20 protein-coding genes are annotated in these 17,864 nt (G+C 31.9%); 3 read left to right on the forward strand and 17 right to left on the reverse strand.

The window, feature by feature from the left end; genetic code table 11:
• Positions 1 to 66: 66 nt before the first annotated feature.
• Complete coding sequence (locus M2372_RS00350) at positions 67 to 1,272, forward strand: MFS transporter (protein WP_123318850.1); 1,206 nt, start codon at positions 67 to 69, stop codon at positions 1,270 to 1,272.
• Positions 1,273 to 1,342: 70 nt separating this feature from the next.
• Here M2372_RS00350 and M2372_RS00355 read toward each other — a convergent pair whose 3' ends face one another.
• Positions 1,343 to 1,696, reverse strand: coding sequence for a DUF488 domain-containing protein (locus tag M2372_RS00355; protein ID WP_123318849.1), 354 nt, complete (start codon positions 1,694 to 1,696; stop codon positions 1,343 to 1,345).
• Between the two features lie 100 nt (positions 1,697 to 1,796).
• Positions 1,797 to 2,894: a lactonase family protein gene (locus M2372_RS00360; protein ID WP_123318848.1), complete on the reverse strand. Its 1,098-nt coding sequence runs from the start codon at positions 2,892 to 2,894 to the stop codon at positions 1,797 to 1,799.
• 346 nt (positions 2,895 to 3,240) lie between these two features.
• Here M2372_RS00360 and M2372_RS00365 point away from each other — a divergent pair, with 346 nt between their 5' ends.
• The gene (locus M2372_RS00365) at positions 3,241 to 3,600 is read left to right on the forward strand and encodes a prevent-host-death protein (protein ID WP_115971571.1); all 360 of its coding nucleotides are present in this window, start codon (positions 3,241 to 3,243) and stop codon (positions 3,598 to 3,600) included.
• Positions 3,601 to 4,894: 1,294 nt separating this feature from the next.
• Here the strand turns inward: M2372_RS00365 and M2372_RS00370 are convergent.
• The 13 genes from M2372_RS00370 to M2372_RS25500 all read right to left on the reverse strand — a co-directional run bounded on the left by M2372_RS00370 (position 4,895) and on the right by M2372_RS25500 (position 15,404).
• A complete protein-coding gene (locus tag M2372_RS00370; RefSeq protein WP_123318847.1) occupies positions 4,895 to 5,437 on the reverse strand; it encodes a hypothetical protein in 543 nt (180 codons plus the stop codon).
• A 41-nt stretch (positions 5,438 to 5,478) separates the two neighbouring features.
• Entirely contained in the window at positions 5,479 to 6,012 is a 534-nt protein-coding gene (locus M2372_RS00375) for a hypothetical protein (RefSeq protein WP_123318846.1), read from the reverse strand.
• A 923-nt stretch (positions 6,013 to 6,935) separates the two neighbouring features.
• Positions 6,936 to 7,373: a hypothetical protein gene (locus M2372_RS00380; RefSeq protein WP_123318844.1), complete on the reverse strand. Its 438-nt coding sequence runs from the start codon at positions 7,371 to 7,373 to the stop codon at positions 6,936 to 6,938.
• A gap of 326 nt (positions 7,374 to 7,699) precedes the next feature.
• A complete protein-coding gene (locus M2372_RS00385) occupies positions 7,700 to 8,170 on the reverse strand; it encodes a hypothetical protein (protein ID WP_123318843.1) in 471 nt (156 codons plus the stop codon).
• Between the two features lie 363 nt (positions 8,171 to 8,533).
• Positions 8,534 to 8,929: a hypothetical protein gene (locus tag M2372_RS00390; RefSeq protein ID WP_148060738.1), complete on the reverse strand. Its 396-nt coding sequence runs from the start codon at positions 8,927 to 8,929 to the stop codon at positions 8,534 to 8,536.
• Between the two features lie 11 nt (positions 8,930 to 8,940).
• Positions 8,941 to 9,198 carry a hypothetical protein gene (locus M2372_RS00395; RefSeq protein WP_123318841.1) on the reverse strand — a complete coding sequence of 86 codons (258 nt, stop codon included), beginning with the start codon at positions 9,196 to 9,198 and terminating at the stop codon, positions 8,941 to 8,943.
• Positions 9,199 to 9,437: 239 nt separating this feature from the next.
• Positions 9,438 to 9,962 carry a hypothetical protein gene (locus tag M2372_RS00400; protein ID WP_123318840.1) on the reverse strand — a complete coding sequence of 175 codons (525 nt, stop codon included), beginning with the start codon at positions 9,960 to 9,962 and terminating at the stop codon, positions 9,438 to 9,440.
• 3 nt (positions 9,963 to 9,965) lie between these two features.
• Positions 9,966 to 11,228 (reverse strand): RHS repeat-associated core domain-containing protein, encoded by a 1,263-nt coding sequence (locus M2372_RS25495; protein WP_123318839.1) that lies wholly within the window; start codon positions 11,226 to 11,228, stop codon positions 9,966 to 9,968.
• On the reverse strand, positions 11,206 to 11,697 hold the full coding sequence (locus M2372_RS00410) for a hypothetical protein (protein ID WP_123318838.1): 492 nt from the start codon (positions 11,695 to 11,697) through the stop codon (positions 11,206 to 11,208). The genes M2372_RS25495 and M2372_RS00410 overlap by 23 nt, the downstream gene beginning before the upstream one ends.
• Before the next feature lie 706 nt (positions 11,698 to 12,403).
• The gene (locus tag M2372_RS00415; protein WP_123318835.1) at positions 12,404 to 12,766 is read right to left on the reverse strand and encodes an enoyl-CoA hydratase; all 363 of its coding nucleotides are present in this window, start codon (positions 12,764 to 12,766) and stop codon (positions 12,404 to 12,406) included.
• Positions 12,767 to 12,775: 9 nt separating this feature from the next.
• On the reverse strand, positions 12,776 to 13,375 hold the full coding sequence (locus M2372_RS00420) for a hypothetical protein (protein ID WP_123318834.1): 600 nt from the start codon (positions 13,373 to 13,375) through the stop codon (positions 12,776 to 12,778).
• A gap of 157 nt (positions 13,376 to 13,532) precedes the next feature.
• Positions 13,533 to 14,231: a hypothetical protein gene (locus tag M2372_RS00425; protein ID WP_148060737.1), complete on the reverse strand. Its 699-nt coding sequence runs from the start codon at positions 14,229 to 14,231 to the stop codon at positions 13,533 to 13,535.
• A gap of 6 nt (positions 14,232 to 14,237) precedes the next feature.
• The gene (locus tag M2372_RS25500) at positions 14,238 to 15,404 is read right to left on the reverse strand and encodes an RHS repeat domain-containing protein (protein ID WP_123318832.1); all 1,167 of its coding nucleotides are present in this window, start codon (positions 15,402 to 15,404) and stop codon (positions 14,238 to 14,240) included.
• 405 nt (positions 15,405 to 15,809) lie between these two features.
• On the opposite strand from M2372_RS25500, the gene M2372_RS00435 reads away from it, so the two are divergent.
• Entirely contained in the window at positions 15,810 to 16,154 is a 345-nt protein-coding gene (locus M2372_RS00435; protein WP_123318831.1) for a helix-turn-helix domain-containing protein, read from the forward strand.
• 140 nt (positions 16,155 to 16,294) lie between these two features.
• Here M2372_RS00435 and M2372_RS00440 read toward each other — a convergent pair whose 3' ends face one another.
• Together M2372_RS00440 and M2372_RS25560 are read right to left on the reverse strand one after the other, a co-directional pair.
• A complete protein-coding gene (locus tag M2372_RS00440; protein ID WP_123318830.1) occupies positions 16,295 to 16,525 on the reverse strand; it encodes a hypothetical protein in 231 nt (76 codons plus the stop codon).
• A gap of 3 nt (positions 16,526 to 16,528) precedes the next feature.
• Entirely contained in the window at positions 16,529 to 17,608 is a 1,080-nt protein-coding gene (locus M2372_RS25560; RefSeq protein ID WP_123318829.1) for an RHS repeat-associated core domain-containing protein, read from the reverse strand.
• Positions 17,609 to 17,864: the final 256 nt, after the last annotated feature.

Consider the following 17,864-nt stretch of genomic DNA (forward strand, 5'->3'; position numbering starts at 1 on the left):
CTTTGTCTTTTAAAACTTAGTTTTCTATTTCTTGGAGTATTTTTGCATGGTAAAAAATGAATGAACATGTTGAGAGAAGCATCTGAGAAACGCATCAGATTAATAACCATTATGGCCTTTGTGTCTATCCCGCTTTCTGGGTTTGTCACGGATATTTACCTGCCATCCTTTCCTTCTATGGCCAAGGAAATGATGGTTTCGGAAAAAGATATACAGATTACTTTAACCTCATACCTTTTAAGCTATGGAGTTTCCCAGTTATTTGTGGGAGGAATATTAGACAGCATTGGACGCTATCGCCCTAAATTACTGGCTTTATTCATCCTTATACTGAGCAGTCTTTTAATTACAATGACTAATAGTATTCTGCTGATATGCCTGCTCCGTATTCTTCAGGGAGCCGCTGTCTCAGTACTTGTGGTGGCTACGCGTGCCATTTTTGTTGACATTTATGATTCGGAAAGGGTAAAGCATTACCTGAGTTATTTTACAATTGCATGGTCTTGCGGCCCTATTCTGGCACCTTTTCTGGGAGGGTATTTAGAAAAATTGTTTAACTGGCATGCTAATTTTTATTTCCTGGCCTTTTATGCAGGATTTTTATTCCTGTTTGAGTGGTTCTTCAGTGGAGAAAGTCTTCCACAGAAAAAGAAACTTGATCTTTCAGAAAACATCAGTCTGTATTCTATGATGCTTAAGAATAAGATCTTTATGCTGGGAATCATTATTTTAGGATTAAGTTATTCTATTGTAATGCTTTTCAATATCACGGGACCTTTTATTATTGAAAATACATTCCACTTTACTCCTGTTGTGATCGGATACTGTACTTTGATCTTAGGATTTTCATGGATGATCGGAGGTTTTATCGGGAAACGCAGGCTGACACTGGACTTCAAACCAAGGATTTTACAGCCGATTCTTCTTCAGTTGGTCCTGATTGCAGGATTAATCATTACAAGTTACTTTTTTGAAAGTCTTTATATAATGATTCCCTTTGCTTTTTTTATTCATATCTGTTCCGGGATCTTATTTACATCATTCTTTACGACAAGTATGCTGTACTTTCCTAAAAATGCAGGTACAGCTGGCGGGCTGATGGGCGGACTGGTCTATGTTATCACCTCTGTTACCAGTTTTATTATTTCCGTAAGCGGAACGGTAACGGAGCAGAAAGGGCTTTCCTGGCGTTATCTGATCATTGCAGTTTTGCTCCTTGGAGTAATCCTCATTATGAATCAGGCCGTAAAAAAAGAAAAAGCAGAGAATTGATCTCTGCTTTTTTTATTGTTGTTGACTGCATTATGATACGGAGAGCTTCACTCAACAGAAGAATGTCAATTTATTTCAGATTTTCCAGATACTTTTTTAAAACAACAGCATGACAGTGTTCTTCATCCTTTGCAGCATAAACCAATATAATTTTTTCCTGATTTTTAAGGCGTTTCAGAAAATCTTTACCCAAATTACTTTCATAAAGTTCTTTCATATATTTTTCTGAAAATTCTTTCCAGAGTTGAGGATCGTGATGGAACCATTTTCTTAATTCTGAAGACGGCGCAATGTCTTTATCCCATTCATCAATATCAGCTTTTGCTTTATTGAGCCCGCGAGGCCATAAACGATCTACCAAAACCCGACAGCCATCTTTTGGGGAAGGTATTTCATAGACTCTTTTTAATGCAATTTCGGACATAATACCAATAATAAAGATCAATCAAAACATGAATAAATAAATGCAAACTTCATTCCTTCTTCCTTTGAAATTCAGTATTCGGTTTTAATAATATCAAAAATTAATATTTCCTGACCTGCACTGTTGAAACCCCTTCCAATTTCACTTTTTCCACTTTTTTCAGGAGTCCTGTTTCAGCATTTCGTTTGAAAACAACAGCAGTTCCACTTACCGGATGGGCCACTATCAAGAAATTTCCGGTACTATCGATGGTAAAAACTCTCGGATGTATTCCTTTAGTAGATTGGTAGCCTACAGTTTTTAAAGTTCCATCATTTTGGATTGAAAATATGGCTATATTATTCTCATTTCCCCTGTTTGAAGCATACAGATAGCGTCCGTCAGGAGAGATATGAACATCTGAACTTTCAAAATTATCTTTAAATTTCTCTGAATGGGTATTGATTCTCTGAATGGATTCCAGTTTTCCGTTCTCATATTGATAAACACTTACTGCGCCCCCCATTTCTTCGATACAATAGGCGAATTTTCCATTTGGATGAAAGGTAAAATGTCTCGGACCACTTCCGGGAGTTGCCTTTGTAAAAGAAGCTTCCGTTTCTGTCAATGGCTCTTTTTTATCGCTTCCAAATGCATAGGTTCTTATTTTATCTGCTCCAAGGTCAGGCAAAAAGAGGTACTTAAAATCAGGAGAAAAAACCGTTGAATGAATATGGGCACGATCCTGTCTATCCGGATTTACACTTCCTTCCGAAAACTGAATGTTCTGAACATGGGGCTGTATAAATCCATTTTCTAAAATGGGATACGCAGATATGCTTCCTTCCGTATAATTTCCATTGACCAGCCATTTTCCATTTTGATGCGCTGCCAGATAAACCGGATTTTCGCCACCACTTTTCTGACTGTTGATAAAGGTGAGAGACCTTTTCTCCGGATTGAATTCAAAGCTGCTTACGCTTCCTGCATTTTTTGTCTTACTCTCGGTACAGGAAAAAAGATACTTTCCATCGTGTGATAAGGTTAGAAATGACGGATTTAAAACTCCCTTAACGGATGTTACTTTTGAGAGTTTTCCTTTGAGAGTATCCAATTGGTAGACATAGATTCCTTCAGATTCTTTATCATGGTTAAATGAACCAAAAAACACATAGGTATTCTGCGCACATAATGTAAGGCTTGCTAAAATAACAAGCATTGTGCTTAACGTTTTTTTCAATTTTTAATTAGTTTTTTTTAAATGTTCCGGGAATAAAATAGGGAACTATAAATTTATATATATTTATTTGAATTAAGATATTTTTCAACCATCAAAAAAAATTAAATCTCCTTACTGCAATACATTTTATGACTTCATTACCTATCACATTTCACTTACAACGATTATATTTAATTTACTCATACATTTTTATCAATAAAAAACTTTATCTTTACTCATTCATTCTTATAACAGATAATGTACTATCATGATTATGGGAATGATCTATTAACAAGGCGTTATTATGGATATAATTAAGCCTACCTTTACTAAAATTTAAATTATAATGAATTATAAGCTCGAGCTCAATACTCAAGAGCCTAACTCTAAAATTGTTTTTCACAACATCATATTTGATTCATTCAAAATCAATATTGTTGAAAGATACATCGGGGCAATGAATTTCCGTCCAAAACTATCTAATGTTTTATTTAAAGTAAGAACCTTGGATAATCAACTTATTAACAGGAAAGATGGTAATATAAGGGTGAAAATTAAGGAAGACAATTTTGAGACGTATCAGAAATTATCACAGGCATTAAATTCTTACGAGTATAAAAATAAGCTGATCAACAGACAGGAAACGGATCAGAATTATGTACATTTTATATTGAGCCTAGTGATTGCAAACTATAATCTTAATTAGTATTTTCTGCAATTGATTTTCCATTGACACCCGTATCTTTGGCGTCAATCCTTATCAATTGATCTTCATCACCGGATCGTTTGCAATACGTTCCATGATGTGAAAAATTTTCACAGGAGAATTCACAGAATTTCAACGCTGAAATCATTTGAGACAATCATATTATAAGCCTGGAAGTTTTAAAAACTTCCAGGCCAATTTGCTTTTACACCTACTCTCAGGTATTTCGATCAGATCATTTTATATCTTCTGTCTATTTCACACCTTTTGAAATAGATCTATTATTAGCATAAATTTTTACATGAGAATACCTAGAGGAATCTCCGTTGAATATTCTTGTTATATAAAAATCCGCTATACTTTAAGGCAAGAATCATTTTTTTTTATTAAAAATAAAAAATTTATTGCATTATTCGCTTCAGACAATATTTAATTCAAAAAATAAACAATATTAATATATCATCATTTTCATTTTATCTATATAAGCTTAATAAATTAAAAAGCAAATGAAATTCACAATAGGTCTTATTGATAACTACAATTGCCTAGTAACATAATTTGTTTTAAATTTGCACCCGATTCTCATGTTTAATTTGAGTTTTCATGGTTATTAGTTTTTATCCTCGAAGTCATTCGGGGATTTTTTGTTTCTCTACTTTTCAAGAACAACTTTAAAGTTTTGATGAATCCAATTCAACAGAAGCTTTCAGCTGTTTTACAAAATATGGTGGAGTGAATCCTTTTTCTTTTTAAAAGTATTGACGATAGGATATGACCGTGATAAATCAAGTTTCTTAAAATTAATTATACAGTGAATAATTCCTCCATTAGCCAATACAGTGATTAAGTCTTTATAAAATTGGGTCTGTCCAAAGCTGGCACCTTAAATTCCCGGATAATAACCTCCGAAATTATAAGTTCCTAATGATCCCTGGATATGATTCATTCCAAAAGGATAGTAATTATTAATATTGGTAATCTCAAGAGTGCCTTCGCTGTTTTTAGCAAAACTTACCCCTGTATTTCCAAGGATGTCTTTATACTGGTAATATATAATTATTTTCTAATCTAAAAGAAGAAAACCATTGCATGATCGGCAATGATTTCTTTATTATTTTTATTATTGAAAGCATGAAAATGATGCTCGCTAGCAAGCTGCCTATCCATCCCGCTCTGTGTAATGATAAATCTGCTTGATGTAAATAAGCAAATAAAAATACACACAAGTTATATTCTAATCTTGTTTTTTTCATATAAGTACGTCAAAAACATAATTCAATAATTTTAAATTATACTATAAATCAGATGAATCAGGAAGATTTTTTATAAATTCTTTTATTTTAATATCCTTTAGCCCATCATGTTGCATGTAATGTTCAATTTTTAGTGCTTTACTATAATCTTTATAAGATATTTTATATCTTAGTATACCTAAAGAGAATTTTGATATTTCAACTCTTAATTTTTCCATTTCTAAGGGATGAACCTCACCATCTTTTTCAAGCATTTTTTCAAAATCAATCAATTTTTGGCATATATAATACATTTCATCCTCAAGGAAGACAGGAGGTAACCCAAATAAAAAATTAATTCGAGAAAGAATTTTTTTTTTATATCCATACTCTTTTATTCCGTAAAAATATTCTAATTTATTAACATTTATATCAGCCTTTAATATTAAAAAGTTCGCTACATTTCTAGGGTTTATCTGATTTGAATAAAAATTATTCAATTCTCTAATACTTGTCCATCCTGCTCTGTGTAATGATAAACCTGCTTGATGTAAATAAGCAAATAAAAATACACATAAGTTATATTCTAATTTTATTTTTTTCATATAAGTATATCAAAAACATAATTCAATAATTTTAAATTATACTATAAATTAGGAAGATTTTTTATAAATTCTTTCACTTTAATATCCTCTAAGCTATCATGTTGCATGTAATGTTCAATTTTTAGTGCTTTACTATAATCTGTATAAGATATCTTATACCTTAATATATCAAAAGAAAATTTTGATATCTCTAATCTTAATTTTACCATTTCTAAGGGATGAACCTCACCATCTTTTTCAAGCATTTCTGCAAAATTTATTAATTTTTGACATATATAATAAATTTCATCCTTAAGGAAGACAGGAGGTAACCCAAATAAAAAATTTATTCGAGAAAGAATAATTTTTTTAAACCCATACTCTTTTATTCCGTAAAAATATTCTAATTTATTAACATTTATATCAGCCTTTAATATTAAAAAATTCGCTACATCTCTAGGGTTTATCTGAATTGAATAAAATTTATTCAATTCTTTAATGCTTGTCCATCCCGCTCTGTGTAATGATAAATCTGCTTGATTTAAATAAGCAAATAAAAATACACACAAGGTATATTCTAATTTTATTTTTTTCATATTTTTAATAAATGGGCTCAAACTTCTTGCATATGTCCTTCCACTATAATTCTTCCAGAATTTCCCGCGCCACCAATATAAGGACTAGAGGTTGCCCCCATTTAGGAACTATAAATTCTACATATCACCTCCAGGATAACCTGCTGCTGCTGCCCCAAACGGACAATAAAAGGAGCTACTTCAACGTCTACTCCAAATGGACTAGGCGATGAAACATTGATAGAACCAATTTTCTTGATAGTATTAACAGCTGAAGTAGATTATACCCCATAAAAACCATTGCAAGATCAGCACTGGCTTCTTTTTATTTTTACTATTGAAAAAAGCACGAGCTTAAATAGTTTGAAATATTATCTCGTCATGTATTAAATTAGATTGGTTATCAAAGATTCTATCTCTATTCTCCCATTTGTTTTTCCCTATCAAAAATCCACTAGCTATTATATAATACTTCTTTTTTTTTGATTCTATTTCAAATATTTTCATATTGTACATTAATAGATTCCGATCAATATCTTTAGGAAATTCCTGCACTGTAATTTCTTTTATATCTAATTCGGAAAGATTAGTGGGATATTCATATAACTTACCGCCCAAAATTCAAGGTCAATATTATATCCCTCATCTTCCGAATAATCATCTTGATCAGGATATTTCATTTCACTACGTAATAGCAAAGAAGAGTGACTTACAACATAAGCCCACATTTTAAATTTTCTGTTTGAATAAAATATCATAAAATCTATATATATTAATGAAATAGCGAATAACTATTCAATATTTCATAAATAAAACTTTAATAATTTCATAAACTTTTATTCATAATTTTCAGAATTTCATTTCCCATCTTAAACTGTGACAAATCCCAGTATCAGGATTGATTAATTCTCAATACAATAATAAAAGATTAAAACTTAACCTTTTTAACTGATACTTATATTTTTATTTTTTATAAAATGTAAAATCTGATATATTCCTTCAAAAGGTAATCCACTCTCTAAATTACAAATTATATAATTTTTATTTTTTTGCTTTATTTTCAATTTACTAAACTGAGTTTTATTTAATATATTACTTTTTAATTCTTCCTCTAATGCAAGACTAACCTCAATAATATCATTCAACTCAATATAATTAATTAAACTATTATCATTTATTATAATTCTTGTACTTGTAAGTAAAAACCAATTTTCACTATTTTCAAAATAAATAATTAATGGTTTTTCCTCTTTAAGTAAAGCATTCCAAACTATATTGTATCGTTCTTTATTCGAATCATTAATTATTTTTGTTTTTAAACCTTCATCTCCTTTTCTTTTAAAAATAGATAGATAAATAGGTGCTTTATTTTCATTTATCATTTTAATTTTTTTTTGTGAAATTTAACTTGGCTTTCCTTATTTCTATTTAAAGAAATGTATTCAAACTCATAAAGATAATTAAAGGATAATAATTATTAGTGTCGGTAATCTCAAGAGCGCCATCTCTGTTTTACAAAACTTACCCTTGTATTTCCAAGATGGTCTTTATATTGGTAATATATAATTATTTTCTAATCTAACAGAAGAAAACCATTGCATGATCAGCAATGGTTTCTTTATTATTTTACTGTTGAAAGCACAAGCATGATGCTCACGCTAGCGAGGTTGGGCTCAGTAATAATGTCAAAACAATTTAATTTTCTCTTTTAATCCTTTTTTTCACACCAAAGCACAAAACCATTTCTCTCTAATATCAGAGAATCTAAAATTTTACCAAAAGCAGTATGAACATCCCCTTCTATTACTTCGTCTATACAATCATAATCAGGTTCAAAAACTATAACCCATTTTTTTTCGACCCCAGTTAAAGAATATAATAGATTCAATAATGTATCATTTTCTCTAGGAATATTTGTATCTACAGAAAGTTCATTTATCAAACTTTCGATTCCATCAAGTATTGAAATACATTGCCATTGTTCTCTTTGAAAATCATTTGGCAAGAATGGTATGATGTGTTCAGGAACATTTGATTTGATTAATTTAAAATAATGAAACCAAGCTTCTTCCTGGCCCTGTGGAAATTTTTCTCCCTGCCACTCATAAACAGGTTGTTCAAAATTAACAGTTGTTATCTTTGACTCTATTGGTAATAAAAATTCGAAACCTACGTCCATAGTTATAATATTTTTTAAGGAAATGGCACTGCTTTACCATATTGCCAATTCTTTCCGTTATTGAAATTAAAAATGTGCTGATGCGGATTTGGATGTACTAAAGGACGTCCATGTGTTGTCCAATCCACTCTACTCCAAGGAACTATTTTCCCATTCGCCAAAGGCCAAGAACCACCTGTAAATGTTGCCGACTGTCTATATAATATACCATCACTAGTATCATATATAATTTTTAATAGTCCATGGCTGCATTAAATTTTCTTTGTTCTTCTGCTATCAGACCGTCGTTGTAGTATTTACTGACTTGGATTACAAACAACTAGGGCATTGAATGCCAATACCTTAATTTTAACTTCGTAATTATTAAAATGTATTTTTTAATGTGCCTACATAAAGACTTAAGATAAGCAATCCAAAAAATGAAATGATAGCATAACCAATTACTAGAATTTCAGCTATTATTTTTTTTGTCTTACTAAAATCTTTTACTTTCTCTTTAATTTCTTCATAGGAAGTAAATTTCCAATATCTCAAGCTCATTAATAAAATAATTGGTAAACAATAAATTATTACTATGTACTTATTCAAAGGTAAGGTATTCATATCATAAAAATGATCTAAAAACATCAATACAAATATCAAATTAAATGAAAGTAAGGAACAAGTTCCTATAATTCCTGAAGCTTTATGTGTCCCATCTTTTTCAAAATGATGGTAAAAGTTAGTTATCTGATAGTATAAATAATCAACGAGTATCATATATATTTTTTTTAATAGCCCATGGCCGCATTAAATTTTCTTTGCTCCTCTGCTCTCACACCATCATTGTAGTATTTATTCACTACTCCTTCAATATGTTGTCCTATACCTTTTCCTGTTACTAATGTTGTAATCCCATTAGCTATAAAATAAGTCCCTGCAATAGCTTGTCCCCAGCCTGTTGGTGAAATAGCTGAAAATAGAGGAAGCCGTGCTTCCAGTAAAGGTATAGCCGCCAGTGCTACTTCCCCCACCACCGCCTCCTTCATTAGGACAGGAAAATATCATCGGGATATTCCTGACCACTCATCCATAGACATTCCCGTTCCGCCTTTTCCGCCTGCAAGATAATACGAAGCGGCTCCGCCAGAACTTATATTCCAGCTCCAGGTATCAGGAGCATAAGCTTTTCTGCCATCTGAGTCGATAAAGCTTACCGGGTTGTATCTGGTATTTCAAAAATAGAGCATTGAAAGAACAATGCTCTATTTATTATTAGTATCGTAAATTATTTCTGTTCTTTATCTTCACCATATATTTTTTTTAGATTTTCTATTTGCTTAGCTTTCTGTAGAGAATCTTCTCTTCTCTCTTTTGCTACAATTTCTGGAGCATAGGGGCCGACCTGATCTTTTCTTGCTTGTTGATCTAAACAATAAAATGAAAAAATGAAATTTCCAATAATTATTAATACTATTCCAAATACAATCCAGCTTCCTAGTATATTCTTTTTATTTGGTAGTTTATCAAACTCCGAAATAATATTTTTCCATCTATTCTTATAATGAAAAATAAAATAATCACTTATTGTTATAGCTATAATGATTATAAACCATACGATAGTAGTTCCCATAATATTTGATGATGGGTCAATAAGAATCTTATAATAAATCAGAATAGATATGATTGTCCATATTTCTAATACTCCTATTGCCATACTAGCCTTACCTTCACTCCACCATTTTGAAGGAGCAGAAGCAGACATTTTATAGAATTTATAAAATAAATATTGGTATGCTTTTTTTATCAACATTGTTTAAAATTTTTGTGAACCATAAGGAGCGGTTATAAACCCTGGCATAATCGCTGCATTGTCAGACTGTATACTTTGGTAGTCATTCCCATAACCTTCCCATCCTCCAGGATAAAAAGCATCAACACCAAAATATAATATTCCTGCAGCTGGATTTATCCAAGTTCCATAGGCTCCTATAGCTGTATTCAAACCAGCTTTTGCAGGATGTACTTTGTTGGTTGATTCTGGATTATAGTAATAATTATAAACACCTCTTGCATCCATTGCAACACCTAACCAAAAAGAACCTTTACCCACCATTTCACCAACACCTTTTAATCCTATTGTTTTTGTATATGCATTTTTTATAAAAACATTACCATTAGCATTAGGACGATACAACTTAATTGTTGATCCAACACTTGTTACTCTAGCTTCACCTGATATTTTTTCTACAGCTGTCCCAACAACTCCCAACCCCCAATTTCCACGTCCTCCTGTAGAATACCATTCCGGTGTATTGTCCGGTTTGTAAGGATTAAAATTATAATAAGACTGTCTGATCTCCGGAACGTCTGATCCATTAAGATTCAACATATGCGCCACCATCTCCTGTGCTGTATTTGCATTTCCTTCTGCTCCTCCTGTCCACCAAGTTATGTATCCACTTTTATAATTATTAAATAAATAATCTATAGAATTGGATGTGGAGCCATTAGAATTAAAATAACTCATCAGATTGTTAACACTTGAAGGTGTGTTTGCTGTAAGAGCTCCGAAAGCCCCACTTCCACCACCATCTAAATTCCCAGGATAATAGCTCGTTGTCAATCTTCCGCCACCGCCCAGCATTTGCCCCATGACTCCATTTCCCTGGCTTTCAATAAAACCTGTATACTCTGCCTGCATTGCCTGATAATCGTTAACCAATGCCTTTCTGCCATCAGGGTCAATGAACATTATCGGATTATTTAATCCATAATTATATGGAGAAAATCTACGGGAGATCTCTGCCAGAGGATCGGCAACTCCCCATCTTCCAATATCCGGCATATAAAATCTTGCCCCATAATCATACATTCCCGTTTCCTGAAGCTCTTTACCATTATATTTATAAGAATAATGGCTTCCAAACTTAGACGTTCCTAATGATCCCTGGATATGATTCATCCCAAAAGGATAATAATTATTGGTATCGATAATTTCAGGAACTCCTTCGCTGTTTTTAGCAAAGCTTACCCTGGTATTTCCAAGGTGGTCTTTATACTGGTAATATATAATTATTTTCTAATCTAATAGAAGAAAACCATTGCAAAATCAACAATGGTTTCTTTATTATTTTATAATTGAAAGCTCTAGATGATGCTTGTGCCAGCGAAGGAGTTTCAGTCAGTAGATTAACTACGTTCCATCTTTCATAATTATCATAAAAAATCATCCCTAAGATTATGCTAAAATCTTCATTGCTAAAAATAGAACAACTTTTTTTCTCCCCATCAATAACAGATAGTCTAACATTTTCTAAATCTGAATTTTTCATTCGTTTCACAACTTCTCCGTGTCCATCAAAATAATGTTTTGTATGAATACTATAATCTAATCTGTCATTATAAATATCATACAAATGTTGTCTGGTTTCTACAAAAGATATATTAAAAATGTCTTTTTGACCTTTAATTTGTTTAATATAATCAACAACCTGATCTAAATAACATCTTATATCATATAGATCATTTATTATTTTATCATTCATTTTTATCAATTTTATTTTATATATGGTGTCCAGATTCCTCTATTCCATGGACTGATTTTTTGTGCACCGAATACCCCTTACTACCGAATGAATCCTTTCATGTGGTTAAAAAAGAATAAATTAAACATTTTAAATTGTATTCTTATTCAAGATATTTTTTCCTTAGAATAATTACTCTCTGTTATATTTGTCATTTTTACTCATGCTATGTTTTAGATAAAGATATGAAATGGATTACTTAAGGGAAGTAATCTATTAAAAAATGCCATACGAAAGGATTCGTGCGGCAGCTTGTGAACAGACATGTCTCTATTTTATCATTGCTACAAAAGGTTTTACAGCATTTAGAAACTGGAGAAAATTAGCTTGCTATTTCTGGGGCACTTCCTTTTCAATACTCCTCGGGTTCAAGTATAAAGAAAGAACAAAAGTGAATCATCTTGCGGATAAAAAATGAAATCTTTAGTACAGATGTGTGCATTGACAGCTATTAAATATGACATTCAAATAAAAGAATACTATTACAAAAAGAAACAAAAAGGTAAAAATCCTATGCTTATTTTAAACAATATTAGATGCAAACTTATAAGCAGGGGATTCGCCGTAATAGAAAGACAAACTCCTTATATTAATACTTATAAATTTGCATCTTAAATTTTACCTTTTTTTATTTGCTTCGTGTCATAGAATGCGCAGCGGGGTAGTTTTATTCAATTGAATTCATATTGGTGAATTCACCTTCATCAATTTCACGTTCTAAATATCCAACAACTTTATCCCAATTCTCACTAAGAAAAAACATTCCATAATACTTTTCTCCGAGTATACTCACAAACCTTAGTTTGCTTTTTGAATAATTTTCTAAACCTAATATTAAATTGCCTATTTCGTCTGATAATATATTATTATCATTTCTTTTGGCAGTATATTGTCTAATTTTATACACACCTATTAAGTTCTCCCTTTCAAAATTATCGCTATTACTGATTTTAATTTTATAGTTTTTAAAATCACCTAGCATTTGTCTTTCTTTTTTTATTAAGCTAAATATATTTTCAGTTTCTAACATAGTAATAATTTATTTTGATCTTGGTAAAACGTATTGAACTTTTGCTCCATATGTAACTCCAGGCACAAGCCATTCGGACTCATCTAAAGTAAAAGGATTGGGAACAACATGTCCCACTGTAAAGCTTTTAGACATAATAATACCAGGAACTCCTTTTCTATAAAATGCATTTCCTATGGCAAAATCTCTTGCAACATTTATATCACTACTCCAACTAGTCCAAATACTAAGATTATCTCCTCCAGCATGAGCTTCCATATCTCTATGAGATCCCCATGTTGTAGCAACCTGTCGAAATCCTGCAGGTATCGCAATTCCTTGCATTGCTTCAAAATACATAGAACCTTTAGCTTTCGAAGAAACCCCTCTGTATAGAGTAATAGTTGATTCCGGTTCACCCGTTGTCGTTATTGGTATATCTGCAGGTATTGTTAAAGGTTTCGAATTAGGAGCAAATCCACTATCTCCAGTCAACATTAATGGTAATCCCCAAACACCCCCACGAAGCGATCCTACTGCTGCCATAACTTCCTCCCAAGTGAAAACTGCTTCACTTATAGGTATTACTTCACCCACTTGTATGGTTCTTGTAACGGTAGCTCCTGGCAAAAAAGTTGTAATGCCTGCTCCTTTATTTCCTCCAAAAATACGGCTAAAAAAGTTTCCAATTGATTGCCAAAATGAAGGTTTCGATCTCCACCATATACAAAATCCACCGCAAAAGCGGTGGGTTTTTATTATTGCTCACAGATTATAATCCAAAACTTTAATTTTTATAAATATAAGTTAATGTGTTACTCACTAATTTTCCAGTAAAAAACTTGTATTTTTCTAAATGTTTTTTTTGTTTTTTTGTTAAATAATTATAAATACTTTCGTCAGCACATAAATTAATTGATAAGTTATATTTTTTATTATTTGTTAAAGTATAGTAATCATACAAATATGTATTTCCCCTTTTAATATTATAAATATCCATTTCAATTTTAATATCCAATTTTTCTTTTGGTGATAAGGTAATTAGGTTTTCGTTCAGATATAAATTTCTTATCGCATCTTCATTATTGCTGAAGGAGTTTTTTTCTTTCCAATTAAAAATTTTATCTTTTGCTTTCAATTCTTCTTTTTTTAATCTTTCAAGATTTTTCTCGCTTAACCTATCTATATGAAAATTACCAATCAAAGGCTCCATAATACTATCATTATCAATATCTTTAAAAAATAATGTAGGAGCAAAAAAACTATAAGAATACTCTAGACTTTTAAGATTACTACAAACTTCATCAGGATTATAAGCTTTAAATCCTTTTTTATCAAAAGGAATAACATAATAATCATTTGTTTGATTAACCATTGATATAATTATTGTCGATTTTTTTTCATTTAAAAAATTAATTTTTAAATCAATCTGTGCGGAAAACATTCCATATAAAAAGAATATTATAGATATTATTATTTTTTTCATTCGATGCTATTTTGGAATTGTTATAAATTTATTATAGAGATTAAGTAATGTTTTCATATTCTTATTAATTAGATCTACTTCATTTTGATTATGTCGCAGTAATTCAGATGGAGAATTTGGTCCATGCATATAATAAGTGTAATCGCTGGCACTCATATTTTTTCTGGTATTTCCCCATTTTTCTTCCCACGAATAGGATATTAATTCTGTAAAATAACCAAGGGCATTCCGTCCCATAGGTCCATTCGACCCAACAGTTTCATAAAAAGTACTTCTAAAATAATCCGTTATAGAATGATTGGTTTCATGGCCAATTACATATGCAAGTTCTAATATACTATCTATGTTATCCACATTAAGTAATATTTTATAGCCCCTCGATTGTCCGTCTATCATCCAACTATTTGTTTTTTCAAAAAAGACATTTGATCCGATAGGCTGTTTAGCAACATAATTTAGAATTGATACAAGATCACTTATAGCACTTATTTTTGAAATTTTAGATGCGTCCTCAAATTTAGCCTTAGTATTAGCCGGATCTTTAAATCCAGCATTTTTTAATTGCTCAACCAAAGAAAATAAGCCATTAACAAAACCAGGCTGTGAAGCTCCTTGTTGTATAAAAGCAGTCATCGACGGATCTGTAAAAGTCATTCCGGTACTTCCACCACCAAAATTGGTATTCCCACCTAAATTCCCAGGGTAGAAGCTTGTACTCAACCTTCCGCCACCGCTCAGCATTTGTCCCATTACACCACCACCCTGGCTTTCAATAAAACCCGTATACTCTGCCTGCATTGCCTGATAATCATAAGGAAGTATCTTTCTGCCATCAGGGTCAATGAACATTATCGGATTATTTAATCCATAATTATATGGAGAAAATCTACGGGAGATCTCTGCCAGAGGATCGGCAACTCCCCATCTTCCAATATCAGGCATATAAAATCTCGCCCCATAATCATACATTCCCGTTTCCTGAAGCTCTTTACCATTATATTTATAAGAATAATGGCTTCCGAAATTAGAAATTCCTAATGATCCCTGGATATGATTCATCCCAAAAGGATAATAATTATTAGTATCAGTAATCTCAAGAGCGCCTTCGCTGTTTTTAGCAAAACTTACCCTGGTATTTCCAAGGTGGTCTTTATACTGGTAATATATAATTATTTTCTAATTTAATTGAAGAAAACCATTGCATGATCGGCAATGGTTTCTTTGTTATATCTTGTTAGTCCAAAATCATTTATTCATTCTGTATTTTTCAAAACTACTTAATATCATATCTTCTAATTGAGTAAAATTGCAATTCACAAAATTGGATGATATTGATATGGGAGTACCATAAGATCTATAATTTGCTTTAAGTAATTTTGATTTTATACCTTTTGAATTATTAATGTAACACTCTGAATTTTAACATTTATAAGCAAAAAACTTGTTGATGCTATATGATTTTTTTCAATTGAAGTGACATCCGTCCATTTAATGAAACCAACACTTACAAAACTTGAATTACCTATAATTCCTTTTTCATTAAAATATAGTGGTTTAACACCTTAAAAGATATAAACAATGGATACTTTCGGCAAAAAATTAAGAGAATGCAGAGAAACTAAAAATCTTTCTAAGAAAGATTTGGCAGCGCTTTTAAATACATCTTATTCTGTAATCGGGAAGTACGAACGTGATGAGATGATTCCTTTTATTGAATTGGCAAAAAATATCGCAAGGATTTTAGAAACTACCGTTGGGTATATTTTGGGAGAAACGGAACAGGTAAACATTTTTAAAGATCCTGCAGTGCTCAACCGTTTCAACGATATTGAAAAGCTTGATCCTGAAAATAAAAAACATCTGCTTTCTGTAGTAGACGGATTCATTCGGGCGCTTAAATTTAAAAATATTGCTTCGCTATAGCTTGTTTCGTTTCCAAGTTGGAAACGAAACTAATAATATAAAAATAAACACGAGCAGATTATTCTGCTCGTGTTTTGTTTTAATTTCTGTATATTAATTATTTAAAATCTTGCATCACTAAATCTGATACATGACCCATATTATGCATTTAATATAAGTCTACAATTAACTCCTATTTTCTCAGCTTCCTCATAAAATTCCTTTGCTAAATTAACATTGTCAATTTCTAAAACAACTTTTTCATTATTTAAAAGAGAATCAACATTGCTCTTAGACTCTTTTAAGGACATCTTTAATTTTTCAATTTGTAATTTTGTTAACGAAACTTTTTCAAGTCCTTCGCGCCAACTTTCTAATATTACTTTTACCATAGCTTAATCTACTTTAATTGTTATTGGTGATGGAACTTGTCCTATATATTTCCCAGTTGTTCTCCTTCCTCCTTGAATTACCACTTCTTGTACATTATATTGTTTTCCTAAATCTTTTGCTAGATTCCATAATGAACTACGCCCAACTTTTCCAGCTGAAGAACCTTGAAGATGCATTTGATTTAAATATAGCTTATCATTTTTAACCGAAAAATTTGTTATACCTTCAACTACTTCATCTCCAATTCTAGCTGTAAAGATCATTATATCATCTTCAATTGTTCCTATTTTTACTAAATTTTCTGCCGCATCCGCAGCATTTGCAACTCTTCCAAAACCGCCATACATTAATCCGCCACCGCTTCCTTCATCTTGTAGTATCTCCATATGAGAACTGTTCACATTTCTGGCAAATCTATCCAGCCAACTTTCCCCCTCGTGGTACAACGGATAATCTCGGTAGGCTCTGTACTCCTCTAATGGGCTTTCACCATTGGCGTTTACATTAGCATTTCTAATAAGTCCAAACAATGCTGTTTGTCCATAGCTCATTGGAACCCTCTCCACTTGCCCAACTTCTAGCCTTCCTGCTTTTTTCTTCCCTCCAAACAGCCAACTTATAAATCTTTTTATAACTCCGGGACCTGTTTCGCTTTTAGGAGTGGGACCGCCAGTGCGACTTTCTCCACCACCCAAATTTCCTGGATAATAGCTTGTACTCAATCTTCCACCACCGCTCAGCATTTGCCCCATTACACCACCGCCTTGGCTTTCAATAAAACCTGTATACTCTGCCTGCATTGCCTGATAATCATAAGGGAGTGTCTTTCTGCCATCAGGGTCAATGAACATTATCGGATTATTTAATCCAGAAAATCTACGGGAGATCTCTGCCAGAGGATCCACCACTCCCCATCTTCCAATGTCCGACATATAAAATCTTGCCCCATAATCATACATTCCCGTTTCCTGAAGCTCTTTACCATTATATTTATAAGAATAATGGCTTCCAAACTTAGACGTTCCTAATGATCCCTGGATATGATTCATCCCAAAAGGATAATAATTATTGGTATCGATAATTTCAGGAGCTCCTTCGCTGTTTTTAGCAAAACTTACCCTGGTATTTCCAAGGTGGTCATTGTACTGTAAATATAACGCTTAATATAGAAGAAAATCAGAGCAGAAAATTTTTCTACTCTGATTCAGATTTGTAAAGTTATTGAGATCCAACGTTAATAAGAAGCTCAAAGTCCAGAGACTTTGTGCAGCGGGGTATTTCGTAACAATTTTGAATTGTGAAAATAATCCAAAATTCAAGAGCTATAAGCGCCAAGCT

Source organism: Chryseobacterium sp. BIGb0232 (genome assembly GCF_024810195.1).
GTDB lineage: Bacteria > Bacteroidota > Bacteroidia > Flavobacteriales > Weeksellaceae > Chryseobacterium > Chryseobacterium pennae.